The 16,684-nt window shown below is 32.5% G+C and carries 16 protein-coding genes; 4 read left to right on the forward strand and 12 right to left on the reverse strand.

Annotated elements, in window-relative coordinates; all coding sequences use genetic code 11:
- Positions 1–64 precede the first annotated feature (64 nt).
- The gene (locus QWY92_RS17970) at positions 65–2,131 is read left to right on the forward strand and encodes a tetratricopeptide repeat-containing sensor histidine kinase (RefSeq protein ID WP_290273989.1); all 2,067 of its coding nucleotides are present in this window, start codon (positions 65–67) and stop codon (positions 2,129–2,131) included.
- A 128-nt stretch (positions 2,132–2,259) separates the two neighbouring features.
- On the opposite strand, the gene QWY92_RS17975 is transcribed toward QWY92_RS17970, so the two are convergent.
- The 5 genes from QWY92_RS17975 to QWY92_RS17995 form a co-directional block, all read right to left on the reverse strand.
- On the reverse strand, positions 2,260–2,766 hold the full coding sequence (locus tag QWY92_RS17975) for a peroxiredoxin-like family protein (RefSeq protein ID WP_290273992.1): 507 nt from the start codon (positions 2,764–2,766) through the stop codon (positions 2,260–2,262).
- Positions 2,767–3,036: 270 nt separating this feature from the next.
- The gene (locus tag QWY92_RS17980) at positions 3,037–4,926 is read right to left on the reverse strand and encodes a monovalent cation:proton antiporter-2 (CPA2) family protein (RefSeq protein ID WP_290273996.1); all 1,890 of its coding nucleotides are present in this window, start codon (positions 4,924–4,926) and stop codon (positions 3,037–3,039) included.
- 3 nt (positions 4,927–4,929) lie between these two features.
- Complete coding sequence (kefF, locus tag QWY92_RS17985) at positions 4,930–5,526, reverse strand: glutathione-regulated potassium-efflux system oxidoreductase KefF (protein WP_290273999.1); 597 nt, start codon at positions 5,524–5,526, stop codon at positions 4,930–4,932.
- Between the two features lie 50 nt (positions 5,527–5,576).
- Positions 5,577–6,200 carry a MarC family protein gene (locus QWY92_RS17990; protein WP_290274001.1) on the reverse strand — a complete coding sequence of 208 codons (624 nt, stop codon included), beginning with the start codon at positions 6,198–6,200 and terminating at the stop codon, positions 5,577–5,579.
- Positions 6,201–6,383: 183 nt separating this feature from the next.
- Entirely contained in the window at positions 6,384–7,058 is a 675-nt protein-coding gene (locus QWY92_RS17995) for an NAD(P)H-dependent oxidoreductase (protein ID WP_290274003.1), read from the reverse strand.
- A 209-nt stretch (positions 7,059–7,267) separates the two neighbouring features.
- Here QWY92_RS17995 and QWY92_RS18000 point away from each other — a divergent pair, with 209 nt between their 5' ends.
- Positions 7,268–8,152 carry an AraC family transcriptional regulator gene (locus QWY92_RS18000; RefSeq protein WP_290274006.1) on the forward strand — a complete coding sequence of 295 codons (885 nt, stop codon included), beginning with the start codon at positions 7,268–7,270 and terminating at the stop codon, positions 8,150–8,152.
- A 187-nt stretch (positions 8,153–8,339) separates the two neighbouring features.
- Positions 8,340–9,761, forward strand: coding sequence for an L-serine ammonia-lyase (locus tag QWY92_RS18005; RefSeq protein ID WP_290274010.1), 1,422 nt, complete (start codon positions 8,340–8,342; stop codon positions 9,759–9,761).
- A gap of 490 nt (positions 9,762–10,251) precedes the next feature.
- Here the strand turns inward: QWY92_RS18005 and QWY92_RS18010 are convergent, their stop codons facing one another.
- The 6 genes from QWY92_RS18010 to folE all read right to left on the reverse strand — a co-directional run bounded on the left by QWY92_RS18010 (position 10,252) and on the right by folE (position 14,691).
- Positions 10,252–11,067, reverse strand: coding sequence for a mechanosensitive ion channel family protein (locus QWY92_RS18010; protein ID WP_290274013.1), 816 nt, complete (start codon positions 11,065–11,067; stop codon positions 10,252–10,254).
- 18 nt (positions 11,068–11,085) lie between these two features.
- Positions 11,086–11,259 carry a hypothetical protein gene (locus QWY92_RS18015; protein WP_290274014.1) on the reverse strand — a complete coding sequence of 58 codons (174 nt, stop codon included), beginning with the start codon at positions 11,257–11,259 and terminating at the stop codon, positions 11,086–11,088.
- Positions 11,259–11,786: an RNA polymerase sigma factor gene (locus tag QWY92_RS18020; protein ID WP_336622105.1), complete on the reverse strand. Its 528-nt coding sequence runs from the start codon at positions 11,784–11,786 to the stop codon at positions 11,259–11,261. Before QWY92_RS18020 ends, QWY92_RS18015 begins: the two co-directional genes overlap by 1 nt.
- A gap of 395 nt (positions 11,787–12,181) precedes the next feature.
- A complete protein-coding gene (gene lpdA / locus QWY92_RS18025; protein WP_290274020.1) occupies positions 12,182–13,582 on the reverse strand; it encodes a dihydrolipoyl dehydrogenase in 1,401 nt (466 codons plus the stop codon).
- A gap of 196 nt (positions 13,583–13,778) precedes the next feature.
- Positions 13,779–14,057, reverse strand: a complete 279-nt coding sequence (locus QWY92_RS18030; RefSeq protein WP_290274023.1) for a hypothetical protein — start codon at positions 14,055–14,057, stop codon at positions 13,779–13,781.
- 46 nt (positions 14,058–14,103) lie between these two features.
- Positions 14,104–14,691: a GTP cyclohydrolase I FolE gene (gene folE, locus QWY92_RS18035; RefSeq protein ID WP_290274026.1), complete on the reverse strand. Its 588-nt coding sequence runs from the start codon at positions 14,689–14,691 to the stop codon at positions 14,104–14,106.
- A 119-nt stretch (positions 14,692–14,810) separates the two neighbouring features.
- Here folE and QWY92_RS18040 point away from each other — a divergent pair, with 119 nt between their 5' ends.
- Positions 14,811–15,473, forward strand: a complete 663-nt coding sequence (locus tag QWY92_RS18040) for an ABC transporter ATP-binding protein (protein ID WP_290274028.1) — start codon at positions 14,811–14,813, stop codon at positions 15,471–15,473.
- On the opposite strand, the gene QWY92_RS18045 is transcribed toward QWY92_RS18040, so the two are convergent.
- Positions 15,470–16,636 (reverse strand): MFS transporter, encoded by a 1,167-nt coding sequence (locus QWY92_RS18045; RefSeq protein WP_290274030.1) that lies wholly within the window; start codon positions 16,634–16,636, stop codon positions 15,470–15,472. The genes QWY92_RS18040 and QWY92_RS18045 overlap by 4 nt on opposite strands.
- Between the last annotated feature and the right edge of the window lie 48 nt (positions 16,637–16,684).

Raw genomic sequence — 16,684 nt, forward strand, 5'->3', positions numbered from 1 at the left:
TTTGCAACATATATTTTGCTAGGATTTTGTAAATTGTACTACAACCAGTCTTATAGTATTGCTTATGCAACATCAGTTAAAAACAAACTACCCCCTACTTTCCAATGTATTTATAGGTATCCTTTTTCTTTTTTGTTCCAATAGTCTTTCGGCATTTTCGGAAGACGACATAAAAAAGGAGATACAGCGTAAAATTAAAACACTTAAAGCAAGTCCTAATTTTGAAAAAGACTCCACTTATATTAATTTATTACACGACTTAAATTGGGAATATATTCACTATAATTCCGATAGTTTATTTGTCCTTTCAAATGAAATTATTTCTCTAAGTAAAGCCATTAAATATACTAAAGGAGATGCTAAAGGCCATTTTTTTCTCGGTGTATATTATTCTGATAAAGGAGATCAAGATAAAGCTATTTCTTATTTTTCAAAAGCACTATCCAAAGGAGAATCTATTAATGATCCTTTAATTATCATACAATCTAAAATTGAGTTAGCTCGGGAATATGAGTATAAAGAGGAAAATGAAAAATCGTTAAGAGAATACTTGAGTGCTATTGAAATCGCTAAAAAAAGCAAAAATGATTCCTGGTTAAGCAATTTATACCTTAATGTTTCTACGTTATACGGCAATCAAAAAGACCATGAGCAAGCCGTTTTGTTTTTAATAAAAGCTAAGGAACTTAATGAAAATAAAGGTGAAGAAGAAAGAATGGGAATCATTCTTTCCAATTTAGCCATTGCTTATATTTCCATGGGCGATTTAGATAGTGCAAAATTAAATATAAATAAAGCTGTTTCTATTTTTGAAAAACTTAAGTCGGATGATTGGTTAGCTTATGTTTATCAGGTAAAAGCTAATGTTTATCTAGAACAGAACGAGTTTAATAAAGCACTTATATGGTTGAAAAAAAGTGAAAAGATTCATGAAAATATTGATTCGATTAGGGGAAAAAAGCAACTAAACCTCCTACTATCTAAAGCATATTTCGAGCTTGAAAATTATGATGTTTCCGAGGCATATGCTTTAAGATCTTTAGAAATAACCAAAGAGCTCAATATTCTATTAAGCAGAGATCAAATTTTTGAGATTCTATATAAAATAAAAAAAATAAATAACGATCCAGCCGCCGCACTTACTTATCTCGAAGAGTTTAAGGCTATTTCTGATACAATAAATAAAAACGATAATAGAAAAGAATTAAAAATACTAAAGGCAACGCTTGTTTCTGAACATGAAAAAGATCAATATATTTTAGCAAACGAGAAGAGGGAAGCAAAACAAATGGGCTATACTTATATTTCTACGTTAGTTATTTTGGCGTTTTTAATCATTATCATTATTCTTAAAAGGAACAACAAAACTCAGAATATTTTAAATCAAAAACTGATAGAAAACACGGAGGCCTTAAAGAAGCACGAGGCGCATTTAAACGATGCGAACAACACTAAAAACAAGTTATTCTCTATTATAGCACATGATTTAAAAGGACCTATAAATTCATTTAAATCATTATTCGATTTGTTTAATAAAAGAGAAGTAACAACTGCCGAATTCATGGAATTTATGCCGCAAATTGGTGAAAATATAGATAGTATTGCTTTTACTTTGAATAATTTATTAACCTGGGGACAAACACAAATGAATGGTTTGGTAACCAAACCTAGCTATATAACTATTAAAACTTTAGTAGATGAAAGTATTAAGCTATTGTCTAAACAAACTGAAGTGAAATCGATTATTATAGCAAACAACATCGATGAGAAGGTTATTACGTGGAGTGATAAAGATCAAATTGATATTGTAATTCGGAATTTGATTAGTAATGCCGTGAAGTTTACACGAGACCATGGAGCGATCACTATTGATGCTTCCGGAAAACCTGGTTTTTGGGAAATAGCGGTTAGAGATAATGGCGTTGGGATGAGCGAAGATGTTGTAGCCAATATTTTTAACGAAGAAGAAACTTCAACCACTTATGGAACCCAAAACGAAAAAGGAACTGGGTTAGGTTTGCGAATTTGTAAAGAAATGGTGGAAAATAACGGTGGAACTATATGGGTGGAAAGTGTTTTAAACCAGGGATCTTCATTTTATTTTACAGTACCTAAAAGTAAAAATTCTTAACCGAATTTTCACAAATAATGTGTCTATATTTAAAAATTAGAAAAGATAATATGAATTATAAAAAAGACCAAGCTTGTAAGCTTGGTCTTTTTTTTATTTAAATAATTTTTTGTTCTTAATATGATATATTAAGCTTCTCCTCTAGCCGGATAATCTGCTTTTAAAATATAATCAATACCTCCTAAAACATCGTTAAAGCTTGGTCGCCCAAAAGGCATAGATTGTATTGATTCCCAGTATATGGTTTGCTCTGGAGTAACTAAAAACAAGCCTGGCTCTGTAAAGTGTTTTGGCTCTTCTTTAATCCCTTCAGAAATAAATAATCCCCATGTTCTGGCTTCTTCAATAGACAAGCCGTAACCTAAAGGTATATCTGCAATATCCCATGCTTCATGTGTTGCTTTAGCCACGTCTTCGGTATCCGCACTTATAGCAATTACGTTAACGCCACGATCTGTAAATTTATCTAGTTTTCGTTGTAAATCTTCTAGCTGACTTTTACATACTGGGCAATGTTTTCCTCTGTAAAATAAGACTAAAGTGAAGTTTTTCGGCGATTGATCGCTTAATTTCCACGTACTACCATTGACTAATTTTATTTCTAATTCTGGTGCTTTCTCTCTTGGTTTTATCATTACGGTTACGGTTTTAATTAATTAGAAAGGCCGTTGTATAGTACAACATCCTTTGCTATTAATAGTTATTAATTTATTTATTATAAAGGTACAGGGAATCCTAATGAATACGTTACACAATTATAGGAATACCTTATAACATTGACGTATGATGTAATATAATGCCGAAAGCAATTATTGATGTGATGATTTATAAGAATTACCTTTAGATGAATTTGTGCCTTACACTATACAGTGCGTGTTAGACGGTTGGTAGAACGTGTGATGTATTTATTGGTCTTTTGTTTTATCTAAAACCTTTCTAATATGTTCACTATCCCAATGGCTATCATACTCGACAACTCCCCTTTTGAAATCTTCATTTAAGAATTTCTCCTGTTGCTCTAACTCTATTTTTGCTTTGAATATATAGTTTTTTTCATCCTTAGGTTCCGAAGATAAACGTCTTAAACTGTCTTCATCATATTTGATAAAGTTTTGTACTTGTCGGTTTAAAGTATATTTTCTGAATCCCATTTTGCTCAAAACATCTTTAGCCAAAGTTAACGACGTTTCTAGAGATTCACGATAGATATTTTCATTTCCAAGATTAAGTAATTCATAAGCATCATATCGGTTTTTAGTCCGAATCATGAATTCTACATGCGGGTATTTATCCTTAATTATTTTACCAATAGCTTTAGAAACGGCAATTTTATTGGTTGCGCAAATAAGTATTTTAGCTTCTGCAATTCCTGCAGATTCTAATAAATCGAGACGTGTGGCATCTCCATAATACACTTCAAATCCCATTTTTCGAAGAAAATCTACACGATTAGAATCATGATCTAAAATAGTGGCTTCTACACCGTGCGAACGCAAAAACCGTCCGATAGTACTTCCAAAATGTCCAAAGCCAACTAGTATTATTTTTTGCGATTTCGCAATATGATCCATTGGTCTTTTTACCGATTGTTTGGTACCAATCTTTGGGAGTATAAAACGCTCATTAAGGATGCCAATAATTGGCGTTAGCGACATGCTCAAGGCAGTAATCACTAATAACATATCCATTTGATCTTGATTTAAAAGATTTAAACCAAAGGCAAACGACAATAATACAAAAGCAAATTCCCCAATTTGAGCCAAACTACAAGTAAGCAGGATGTTTTGGTCAAGTTTCAATTTAAAAATACGTCCAGTAATATATAAGACAATAGCTTTTAAAAGAATAACAGCGACTAAAATACCACCAATAGTTAATGGGCTATTCGCGATAACAACAAAGTTTATCGAGGCACCGACCGCCATAAAAAAGAGTCCTAAAAGTAAATTTTTAAAAGGTTCTAATGTGCTTTCCAACTCATGTTTAAATTCACTATTTGAAAGTACTACACCTCCTAAAAACGCACCTAAAGCCGGACTTAAGCCAACATATTCCATTAAAAATGAAATTCCAAAAACAATTAAAAATGCCGAAGCAATCAGCAACTCTCTTACATCTGTTTTAGCAATTTTTCGAAGTATTGGTACTATCAAATAACGTCCTGCAACAATAATTAAAACCACCGATAAAATAATAGCCAAGGTTTGCAGGCCAATAGGTAAATTGTCTATTAAATTCGAACTGGTGCTATGGTTTTCCGCGGAAGCGTTACCGTCTGAATTAGACAACAACGGGATAAAACCCAACATAAAAATAACAATAATATCTTGAAATAATAGAATGGAAAATGATGATGTTCCAAAGGTGGTATCCATCAATCCTTTTTCCTTTATAGTTTGCATCGCAATTGCTGTAGAAGATAAAGCTACAGCCATTGAAATAACCAAAGCCACTTTCCATTCAAAACCTAAAAGCGTAAATAGAATGTAGGATAATAACATGGTTCCGCCAACTTGAATACCGCCCATACCGAGTATGGTTTTTCGCATGTTCCAGAAGTTTTTCGGTTCTATTTCTAACCCAATTAAAAACAACATAACAACCACTCCAAATTCAGCAAAATGTAAAATATCTTCTCCCTCATTTCCTATAAAGCCAAAAACATAAGGGCCTATTAAAACCCCTGCTAATAGGTAACCAATTACCGAGCTTAAGCCTACTTTTTTTGCTAAAGAAACACAAATAATTGCTCCGGTTAAAAAAACTATGGCTTGAAAAAGTATACTTCCAGTCATATTTTATATGGTGTTTAGTTTAGGTATATCGTTTATAAAAGAAAATCCCTTACAGTCGTTGTTGCTCAGGTTGTTTTGAAGTAAAGTGACTAGATTCGCATATTGATTGGCATAATTAGTTAAAGCCTCATCGGTTAATTTATGCGTTTCCATGGCGGCAAAAGGTGGTAAATAATGCATGCCACACAAATTTGCTGTTTGCTCAAAGGGCCTTAAAAATTGACGGACTGTAAAACTATTACTTCCTTCGGAACAATAAACTTCTCTTGAACCTCCTGTGGTAATCACGTTTAGGCAGGTTTTAGATTGCAGGGCATTTCCGTTAGGTCCATAAGCCCAACCAAATTCTAAAACCATATCAATCCACTGTTTCATCAATGGTGGGCAGCTATACCAGTAAAAAGGATGATGCCATATAATGATATCATGGGCTTCTAATAGTTCTTTTTCTGCAGGAACATTAATATTAAAATCGGGATAAGCCTCGTATAAATCATGAAATGTAACACCTTCAATATCAATAATTCGATTTACTAAAGCGTTGTTTGCTCTAGATTTTTCAAATTTAGGGTGAGAAAATAAAACGAGTATTTTTTTCATGAGAACATCAATATCAAATAAGAACTAGGCCTAATTTACACTTTATAAAACTAATTAGATATTAAATCGAACGAAATTTTAATACCTTGTATAATCATACCGGTACCGATAATAGCGATAATTAATCCCATTATTTTTCCTATTACAGAAATAACATTATACCCAACAAAACTCACAATATGATCGCTTAGTTTGAAGGTGAAGTATGTTATCAAACTCATAGATCCAAATATAAGGATAACTAAAATCATTTGTAATGGTGCTGCGTTAGACACGAAATTCATAGCTGTAACAATGGTTCCTGGCCCTGCCAAAATAGGTATTGCTAATGGTGAGACTGCAATATCTTCTTCAATATTTACATCGTTTAAGCTTTTTACATTCGATTGTTTAGACTGTAACATTTCAAAACCAATAAAAAATATTAAAATTCCACCTGTTATTTTAAACGCAGGAATACTAATATTGAAAAGTTCGAAAATATACTTTCCTAAAAGTATAAAAACCAAAACAATAATAAAGGCTATAAAATTAGCTTTTTTATTGATGGCATTTTTAGTCTCTTTACGCGCGCCTTGAGTTAAAGATACAAAAACCGTCATGTTTGAGATGGGATTGGTAATAGCAAAAAAGCCCGTAAATACGGTAATTGAAAAGGTTAATAAGTTATCCATTTGTTGTCAAAATTTGAATCTGGAAAAGTACTTGAATTACTCCTGTTCCACCAAACCAAATACGATTTTTTTTTCAGTATATATTAAAATACTTGTTTTATATAAGAAATGCAGGGCTTAACTTGAAAATTAAGACCTGCATTTTAGTAAAATATGGGATATTTAGATTTGGTAGTTAGCGTTTTACTTCCAAGTTATAATGTCTTCAAAGTTTCTTCTAGACTTTTCATGTGCAGGATCTTCTTTTCTGTATCCAAAAGCAGTCATATAAGCTAAACCGTATTTATCAGTATCTACACCAAACTTTTCTTTCAATAAAGCCTCTGCTTTTGCTTGATGAAACCCTTCAATAGGGCAACTATCTATGCCTATTAATGCAGCAGCTGTCATCATATTTCCTAATGCAATATAGGTTTGTTTAGAAGCCCAGTCGAATAATTTTTTATCACTATCCAAATCAAAATCACGCTCTTGAAATTCTCTGTAAAACTTCGAGTACATCTCGATAACATCTTCAGGTAAATGTTTTACATCCTTCATCATGTGCATAATATAGTCAGAATCATGCTTTACCATAGGCGCTTTCATCGCTAAACCTAATACAAAATGACTTGCAGTATCTAGTTTTAATGGGGCTCCCCAGGCCACAGGTTTTAATAATTCGCGTAATTCTTTATCTTGAACAACTATAAAATGCCATGGTTCGAAACCAAATGAACTTGGAGATAAACTTGCTGTTTTTAAAATAAAATTAATGTCTTCATCCGATACCGTTTTAGTTGGATCAAATTCTTTAGTAGCATGTCTAAAATTAAATGCATTGATAATATCTGTTTTTGAAATGTTTGGTGTAGTCATTCTATGTTTTATTATTGTTTATTTTTTTTATTGAATAGGTTGTTTTAATTGCCAATAATCGCAATGCAAAGATATAAGCGTAATTGAAGTTAATTGATGTATTTAAACAGGAAATTTATGTAAAAATAAAGGTTTATTAAGGTTGAAAGAGATCGATTAAATTCTTTTTATGTACTATTGAGTATAATTTCATCTAAAAGCGTGGTAAAATGAGAGTAATAGAACCCAATAAACCTTTTGAAATACAACAAGTAGAACTTTCCGTTTGGGAAGAACGCCCTGTTAAAAATAATTTTTTCGAATTGGTTTTAATTAAAGATGGTCAAGGAGAACAATGCATAAATTATAATACGCATACTTATAATAAAGGTAGTGTTTTTTTACTTCCTCCATTAAAGTGTCATGCTTTTAGTATAGAAAAAGCAACCACTTTTGTGTTTTTAAAATTTACAGATTCCTTTTTTAAAAGTATAAATTCTCGTGCTATTGATAGAAGTGAATGGTTTAAAGAGGCCGCTTATATACTTTCTAACTACAACCAATTGCCTGGCGATATTATTCAGAATGATATAGATAGAAAGCATCTTAATAATTTAGTTAACATGATTTTAGATGAAAATAATAATTATGGAGAACATTCGGTGAGTTTAATTACGAGCTTAATGACAAGTATTTTAGAGGTGTTGATTAGAAACGTGAAAAAAGGGAGTTATTTTGAAGTTTTAAAAAATAGTTCTGACGATAGAATAACCAAAATGCTAACTTATATTAACGATCATTTAGATGATTCGAACTTATTAAAAGTAGAGAATTTGGCTGAAGTTTTTATGATGTCGCCCACTTACGTGAGTGAATATTTCAAAAAGCAGGTGCATATGTCTTTACGCGAATATATTATTAAGTCGAAACTAAAACTTGTAGAAATCCGATTGTTAAATTCCAATTTCACACTTACTGAAATTGCAGACGACCTTGATTTTACTGATGTTAGTCATCTTTCAAAAACCTTTAAACGCTATATTGGTAAATCCATACGCGAGTTTAAAAACGATGGCGAATATATGTTGTTGAAAGGTAATATTTATGCTAGTTGAAATAGGTAATGCTATCTTGCTGAAAAGTAAAGCTTTAATGTTTTTTTATTAAATTGAATATGTATAAAACGTTATATCATTTAAGTATTATCTGCTTAACATCATATTCATTTTAAAATTCGCAACAAAAAGTGAATATTCCTTTTAAAACCATTTATATTTGCGAGACTATAACGTTTTCGTAATTATGGAATGTATCTCAGTATTCGACATGTTAAAAATTGGCATAGGCCCATCAAGTTCTCATACACTAGGACCATGGCGCGCCGCCGAACGTTGGATTTCAGAATTAAAAGCTAATAGAACTTTTGATAAAGTAGAACGGATTCAGGTCGATTTGTACGGTTCGTTATCATTAACCGGAAAAGGTCATGCTACTGATTATGCGGTTATGTTAGGATTAACAGGTGCCGATCCGGAAATGCTTCCTATTGAAAATATTGATAAAATTGTAACTTCAATAAAAACTACGAAAAGGATTATATTTAATAATGAAAAAGCACTAGACTTCGAGCCCGATACGTGTATTGTTTTTAATAAAAAGTTTTTACCCTTTCATTCTAATGGTATCACTTTTAGTGCTTTGATAAATGGGAAAAACCAAAAATCGACCTTCTACTCTATTGGTGGTGGTTTTGTGGTTAAAGAGGAACGCAGAAATGCAAAAAAGAATTTTGAAATAAAATGTTCTTTCCCCTATCCTGTTGATAAAGGGACTGATCTTCTTAAGTTTTGTAAAAGTTTGAATATGCCTATTTCTCAGGTTGTTTTAGAAAATGAAAAGTCTATTCGCACCGAAACGGAAATTGATTACGAACTAAATCGCATTTGGGATACTATGCTAGAATGCATGTACACAGGTTGCCATACAGAAGGTAATCTTCCTGGAGGATTAAATGTGAGACGTCGTGCTTTCGATATGCATAAAGGATTGAAAGGTGCAACGCCTTATTCTAATCCTGTGGAATGGTTATATTCTATACGTGATACGGAAGTTCGATTTAGACAAATTCTAAAATGGGTAAGCTGTTTTGCTTTAGCCGTTAATGAGGTGAATGCCGCTTTAGGTCGTGTGGTAACAGCCCCAACTAATGGTAGCGCTGGAGTTATTCCGTCCGTATTGATGTATTATTTAGTGATTGAAAATCACGACGGTAATTTTGAAGATATTAAACGTTTTTTATTGGTCGCTGGTGAAATTGGAAGCATCTTTAAAAAAGGAGCGACTATTTCTGCGGCTATGGGTGGATGCCAAGCTGAAATTGGAGTATCATCGGCTATGGCTGCGGGTGCTTTAACTGAATTACTTGGCGGAACGCCAGAGCAGGTTTTAGTGGCGGCCGAAATTGCCATGGAACATCATTTGGGTTTAACTTGTGATCCTATTGGAGGTTTAGTTCAAATTCCATGCATAGAGCGTAATGCTATGGGAGCCATAAAAGCGATTAATGCCGCTGAACTTGCTTTAGACACCGATCCTCAAAATGTAAAAGTACCATTAGATAAGGTGGTAAATACCATGTGGGAAACGGCTAAAGATATGAACTCTAAATATAAAGAAACAAGTGAAGGCGGTTTGGCAGTTGGTGTAAATATGTCGGATTGTTAGAAGATTAAAAAGTGTAATATTATTTACATTTCGAAGTAATGCTTTACGCTTCATTAAATGAAGTACTGCCTAATTCTGTTCTTAATTCTTCAGAAAGGGAATAGTTCTGATTAAGAATACATTTAAAATGTGACCAAAAAAAAGTCCCTTCTCAAATCAATGAGAAGGGACAAGTAGAAAGTGTTTCGGAATACAGAATAGTAACCAACCAAATTTTAACCCTAACTTAAAGTTAACCCTGTATTTTTATTTGACTTTCCACCATATCTTTAATAGGAACTACTAATTTTCCTGTGCTTGTTTTTAATGTTACCGAAATGCCATCTATAGATTCTATTCTTAATTCTTCAGAAAGGGAACAGTTCTTTTTTATAATACATTTAAAATGTGACCAAAAAAAAGTCCCTTCTCAAATCAATGAGAAGGGACAAGTAGAAAGTGTTTCGGAATACAGAATAGTAACCAACCAAATTTTAACCCTAACTTAAAGTTAACCCTGTATTCTTATTTGACTTTCCACCATATCTTTAATAGGAACTACTAATTTTCCTGTGCTTGTTTTTAATGTTACCGAAATGCCATCGATAGATTCTATTTCGCCTTTGACGTCTTTGAATTCAATATGCTGACCAACTTCATATATTTTTCTAGTATAGAATGTTTTTAATAAATCGCCTACTACTCTTTGAGCACCTAAACCAACAGCTAAAGCAAAAGCTAATAAAAATGCTGCCAAAATCATGGTAATGTTACTCGTAATAATCTCAGTATTTACGCCAGCTTGATTTAATGTGGTAATACCAATAAATACAAGAAGTAACATAAACACAGACTGACTTATCATTTTTCCGCCAGACAATTCCATAGATTCAAAAAACGATTGTAACGATTTTTTAATAAAATTAGCGAACAATAAACCAATAACAAATATGGCTAATGCGGTAATTAATTTTGGTAAATAACCAATAATACTTTTTATACCATCAGAAATCATTGTTAGATTCAACAAATCTGTAACAATCATTATCAAAATAATATACAGCATCCATTTAACAAACTTAGCTACAACATCAATAACATTAAATTGTATCTTTTTATCGCCAAATATATCTATTTCATTTAATTTATCGTCCAGCTTATCAGCCTTCATAAATTTTAATGACTTCCTTATAATATTAACAACTAATTTAATAATTAATATGCCAATGATTATGCCGATAATCGCTCCAGCGATAATTGGTAATACATTTACTATACTTTCCCAAATTGTGCTTAATGATCCTTTTAAGCTGTCGACAATGTTCATTTTATTTTGAGTATTTGGTTACTTATTTCTGTTTTTCATAGTTAATTCTATCACACTAGATAAATTGTAAGAAAACAATTCTGCTATTTCCATTATCAACTTTGCCATGGCAATATCGCTCATAACCTTAGCCTTCAGTTCTTGCGGAACTTCCTTTAATGGCTTATTTATCTGTAAAAACGGGTTTTCCATTATCCAAGGTTATTATTATAAACGTCAACTAATTTATCTTTAGCACGTTTAATTCGCATCTTTACTGCACTTTCTCCTATGCCTAAAACATCTTCAATTTCTTTTATTGTCAAGGAGTCTTGATATTTCAAAAGCAAAATCATTTTTTCCTCCGGAGAAATCAATTCTAATGCTATTTTTAATTTATCAACTTTCATATTCAGAAAGCTACTATCACTTTCCTCTTCTTCATAAAGGCTTTCTACATTTTCTACATCAGTATAATCTACTGATTGTTTTTCTATTTTTTTTGCTGTATTTCTAGTTACATAATTTACACAATGATTATACGTGAATGCATATAACCACGTTGAAAATTTTGAATTCCCTTTAAAGCTTGCTAATTTAACAAATAACTTTAAAAATATATCTTGTGTTAAATCTTTTGCTTCATCTTCATCTTTAGCAAACCCCATACACTTGTTGTATACTAAGGTAGCGTACCTATCGTATAGAACTTCAAAAAGCAAAGTGTCATTGCTGTGCACGATGCCCTTTATCAAATCTTCATCAGATTTGTTATTAATATTTAGAGGGGTTTTCAAATTTAGCTTACGCTAGTTTAATGGTTACAATTGTTAAGACACGGGTACATTTAAAAAGTCACAAGTTTTTTTTATTTTTTTTAGTAAAACTCACAGTAAAATTATAACATATTAATTGTGAGTATTTTGTGATTCAAAAATAAAAAAATATTTTTCAAAAAAAAGTTTTCTAGGCATAAAATTAAACTACTTCTTATAAGTTTTATGTCACTATAAAGAAATAGCATTTGTTGTCTAAAAGTTCTTATTTGAACTAAAAAGACTGTCTAACCGAAATTAGACAGTCTTAAAAAATTAATTTATAAAAGTAAATTATTAATTCTAATAATTACTCAAAATTATATGTGTAATGCTCTATCATCAGTTGCAGCTAAAGCCGCTTCTTTAATAGCTTCAGTAAATGTTGGATGTGCGTGAGACATACGAGATACATCTTCTGCAGAAGCACGATATTCCATAGCTACTACCGCTTCGGCAATCATATCAGCTGCACGTGCACCTACTATGTGTACACCCAAAATTTCGTCGGTTGTTTTATCCGCAAGTATTTTTACAAAACCATCTAAATCCATACTCGCTCTACTTCTACCTAAAGCACGCATTGGAAATTGACCTGTTTTGTATTCTACTCCAGCTTCTTTTAATTGCTCTTCTGTTTTACCAACAGTAGCAACTTCTGGCCACGTGTAAACTACACCTGGAATTAAATTATAATCAATATGTGGTTTTTGTCCAGCAATAGTTTCTGCTACAAAAGTACCTTCTTCTTCAGCTTTGTGAGCCAACATAGCGCCTTTAATAACATCGCCAATCGCATAAATATTTGATGCGCTAGTTTGTAAATGTTCATTGACGTCTACTAAACCACGATCGGTTAGTTTTACACCAGCAGCTTCGGAATTTAATCCATCTGTATAAGCGTGACGCCCAACAGATACTAAACAGTAATCGCCTCTAAACTCTACTTCTTCTCCTTTTTTGTTATCTGCTTTAACAATTACTTCATCACCAACACGTTCTACAGATTTTACTTTATGAGATGCGTTAATTTTGAATTTTTGTTTCTTTAAAACTTTATTAAGTTCTTTAGATAAACCTGCATCCATGGTTGGGATAATACGGTCCATATATTCTACAACCGTTACTTCGGCACCAAGACGTTTGTAAACTTGTCCTAATTCTAAACCTATAACTCCTCCACCAATAACAATTAGATGTTTTGGTATTTCTTTTAATTTTAAAGCTTCTGTAGAGGTAATTACACGTTCTTTATCTAAGGTGATAAAGGGTAATGTTGATGGTTTACTTCCTGTTGCAATAATGGTGTTTTTTGCTTCAATTTCAGTAGTTTCTTCACCAGTAATTGTAATGTGAGTGGCATCTTTAAAACTTCCTAAACCTTGATAAACATCAATTTTATTTTTCTTCATCAAAAAATCAATTCCGCCTGTTGTTTGATCTACAACAGCTTGTTTGCGGCTTATCATTTTTTCTAAATTCACTTTAATTTCTCCTGGAATTTCAATACCATGTTCTTCAAAATGCTTAATGGCATCTTCATAATGGTGTGAAGAATCTAAAAGTGCTTTACTTGGGATACATCCTACGTTTAAACACGTACCACCAAGGGTGCTATATTTTTCAATAATTGCAGTTTTCATTCCTAATTGTGCACAGCGGATTGCTGCTACATAGCCTCCAGGACCTGAGCCAATTATGGCTACATCGTATGAATTCATAATATGTTTTTGAAATTTGTCATTATAATTTATATCAAAAATACAAATGTTTTATGGGAAGTCAATAAAAAAAATAACTTATCAAATGGTTTTATAATTCTTCCATTTGATTGCTTTATTATTCAATATTCACTCGGATAAATCCTTAAATTATGGATTATCTGTATAATTGGTTAACCAATATAGTTAATTTACATTAAACCTCAATGGCTTGTTCTTCTTTTTTAATTACATAAGTATATAACCACATTAACGTGAAGGTTGGAATAACGTCTAAACCAGGTGCTGCTTCTTCTACAAAAGACACTACTGCGGCTATTTTACCTGCTTTACCTTTATAAAGCCTCGTCATTAACCAAGCAGAAGCTGGTGCCCAAACAACATCGGAAAATTCGCCAATACCTGGGATTAAAAAGGATACATAACCTAAAGCATCGAATAAAATAGAAAGGGCTAATGTTTTGTATTTGTTCATTTAAATAGTCTTTTTACTTGTTTGTAAACAAGAAACATACCAAAGGCTACTTCCCTATTAATTTAAGGAATTCGTTACGGGTTTCACTTTTTTCAAACTGCCCTCTAAAACCAGATGTTGTGGTTACGGAGTTTTGTTTTTGCACACCACGCATCATCATACACATGTGAGATGCTTCAATAACAACAGCTACGCCTTGTGGGTTTAGCGTATCGTTTATACAATCTAAAATTTGCTTGGTTAAACGTTCTTGCACTTGTAAACGACGGGCAAATACATCTACAATTCTTGGTAATTTACTTAAACCAACAATATGTCCGTTTGGAATATAGGCAATGTGTGCTTTTCCGAAAAACGGTAAAATATGGTGTTCGCAAAGGGAATATAATTCAATATCTTTTACAATAACCATTTCATTGTAAGACTCCTTAAACATGGCGCCTTTAAGAATTTCAACAGGATCTTGATCGTAACCCTGGGTTAAAAACTGCATGGCTTTAGCCGCGCGTTCAGGTGTTTTTAATAATCCTTCACGTTGAGTATCTTCACCTAAATCTTCAATAATATGTTTGTAACGATCTTTAACATCATCTGTAACTTGCATATTGTATTCTTCTAACTTTTTGTAAGGCATTTTTGTTGTTCATTAAATTCAAAATAAATATAACTTTAAAAATGGACTATGCAATAAATTTGAATCAAAATTGTGCAACACAACATAAAGTAGTAATTTTACGCTATATTTCTATTTAGATGATTAAAGCAAAAAATATACATAAATTTTACAACGATTTACAGGTTTTAAAAGGCGTTGATATTCATATTAAAAAAGGCGAAGTTGTGTCTATCGTTGGTGCTTCTGGTGCTGGAAAAACCACATTGATACAAATTTTAGGTACTCTAGATAAAGCTTCGGAAAGTGAGGGTTTTGAACTTAAAATTAACAATTCGAATATTGGAGCACTAAATGATAAAGCTTTGGCTAAATTTAGAAACGAAAATATTGGATTTATTTTTCAGTTTCATCAGTTGTTACCCGAGTTTACAGCGGTTGAAAACGTTTGTTTACCGGCTTTTATAAAAGGAACCAATAAAGTTGATGCTGAAAAACGTGCTAAAGAACTTCTAGATTTTTTAGGATTGTCGCACCGCTATAATCATAAACCGAGTGAGTTATCTGGTGGTGAGCAACAACGCGTTGCCGTGGCTAGAGCGTTAATTAATAGTCCTGCTTTAATTTTTGCTGATGAACCTTCAGGAAATCTAGATAGTGAATCGGCCGAAAACCTACACAGTTTATTCTTTAAATTACGTGACGAGTTTGGGCAAACCTTCGTAATTGTTACGCATAATGAAGAATTAGCGAACCTTGCCGATAGAAAGTTAACCATGGTAGATGGTAATATAGTCAACTAACTTTTTTTGAACAACGCAATTAGGCCAAGTACAGGACCTAATGCCAAGAGAACAAACAAATATTGCACGCTAATTAAAGCTGTTAAATTGCTTATCAATTGAATACTAATAATAGTAATAGCAAAGCCTATTGAGTTTACAATGGTCAGTGCTGTGCCTTTATGTTCGGCAATGACATTTTGAGCGACTAAAGTGGAAAATAATGGAGAATCGGCTACAACCACCATGCCCCAAAACATTAGAAATAGTATAAAGATAATTTCCGATTGCACCATGAAAAACAAAGGAGACAGCAAACAGCAAGCTCCTGATAATATTAAAGCCCACCCGCCTACTTGCTTTGCACCATAACGTTCCGATAAGTATCCGGAAATAACACAAGCTACTGCTCCCGAGGCTATAATTATAAAACTCATTATCGGAATACTAAAAGTAACTTGAATGTGTAGCTCTAAATATGCCGCTAAAATGACTGGAACAAAAGCCCAAAACGTATATAATTCCCACATATGTCCAAAATATCCAAAGGCTGATTTTCTGAAATTTTGTTTTTTGAAAACATCAAAACAAATAGAAAAATCAAGTTTTAAAGCCGATTTCTTATAAGGACCGTCTGGGACAAAAACCATCATAATTACACCGCCAAGCATAGCCAACGCAGTTGTGGTATAAATAATGGTTGCGTATGAAAACAGATTATCGAACCCTTTTAATATATGCGGAAAAGCAGTTCCAAGAACTAAAGCACCAACTAGAAAACCTAAAGATTGTCCCAATCCTTTATTATAATAATCGGCCGCAATTTTCATTCCTACCGGATAAATTCCGGCGAGAAAAAAACCTGTAAAAAATCGAAGAATAACTAAACTCAATAAATTTTGATTTCCAAATACCATAGCTACATTAAATAATGCGGCAATAATGGCGCTTACAAAAAACACTTTAGATGAAGAAAAACGATCGGTAATAGCCAAAAGCGCAAATAAAAACGTTCCGATAATAAAACCAAATTGTACTGCCGAAGATAAATGCCCTAAAGCCGAAGGTTCTAAATGAAATTCCCTCACTAAGTCTTGAATTACTCCATTTGTAGCAAACCACAAGGAGGTGCAACAAAATTGAGAAAAAACAATAATTGGTAAAACATGCTTTGCTGAAGCCATAAAGTGATTTATAAAACGAATTTAAGTTTTATTGATTGTTAAGACGTG

Source organism: Algibacter miyuki (assembly GCF_030409805.1).
GTDB classification, from domain to species: domain Bacteria; phylum Bacteroidota; class Bacteroidia; order Flavobacteriales; family Flavobacteriaceae; genus Algibacter; species Algibacter miyuki.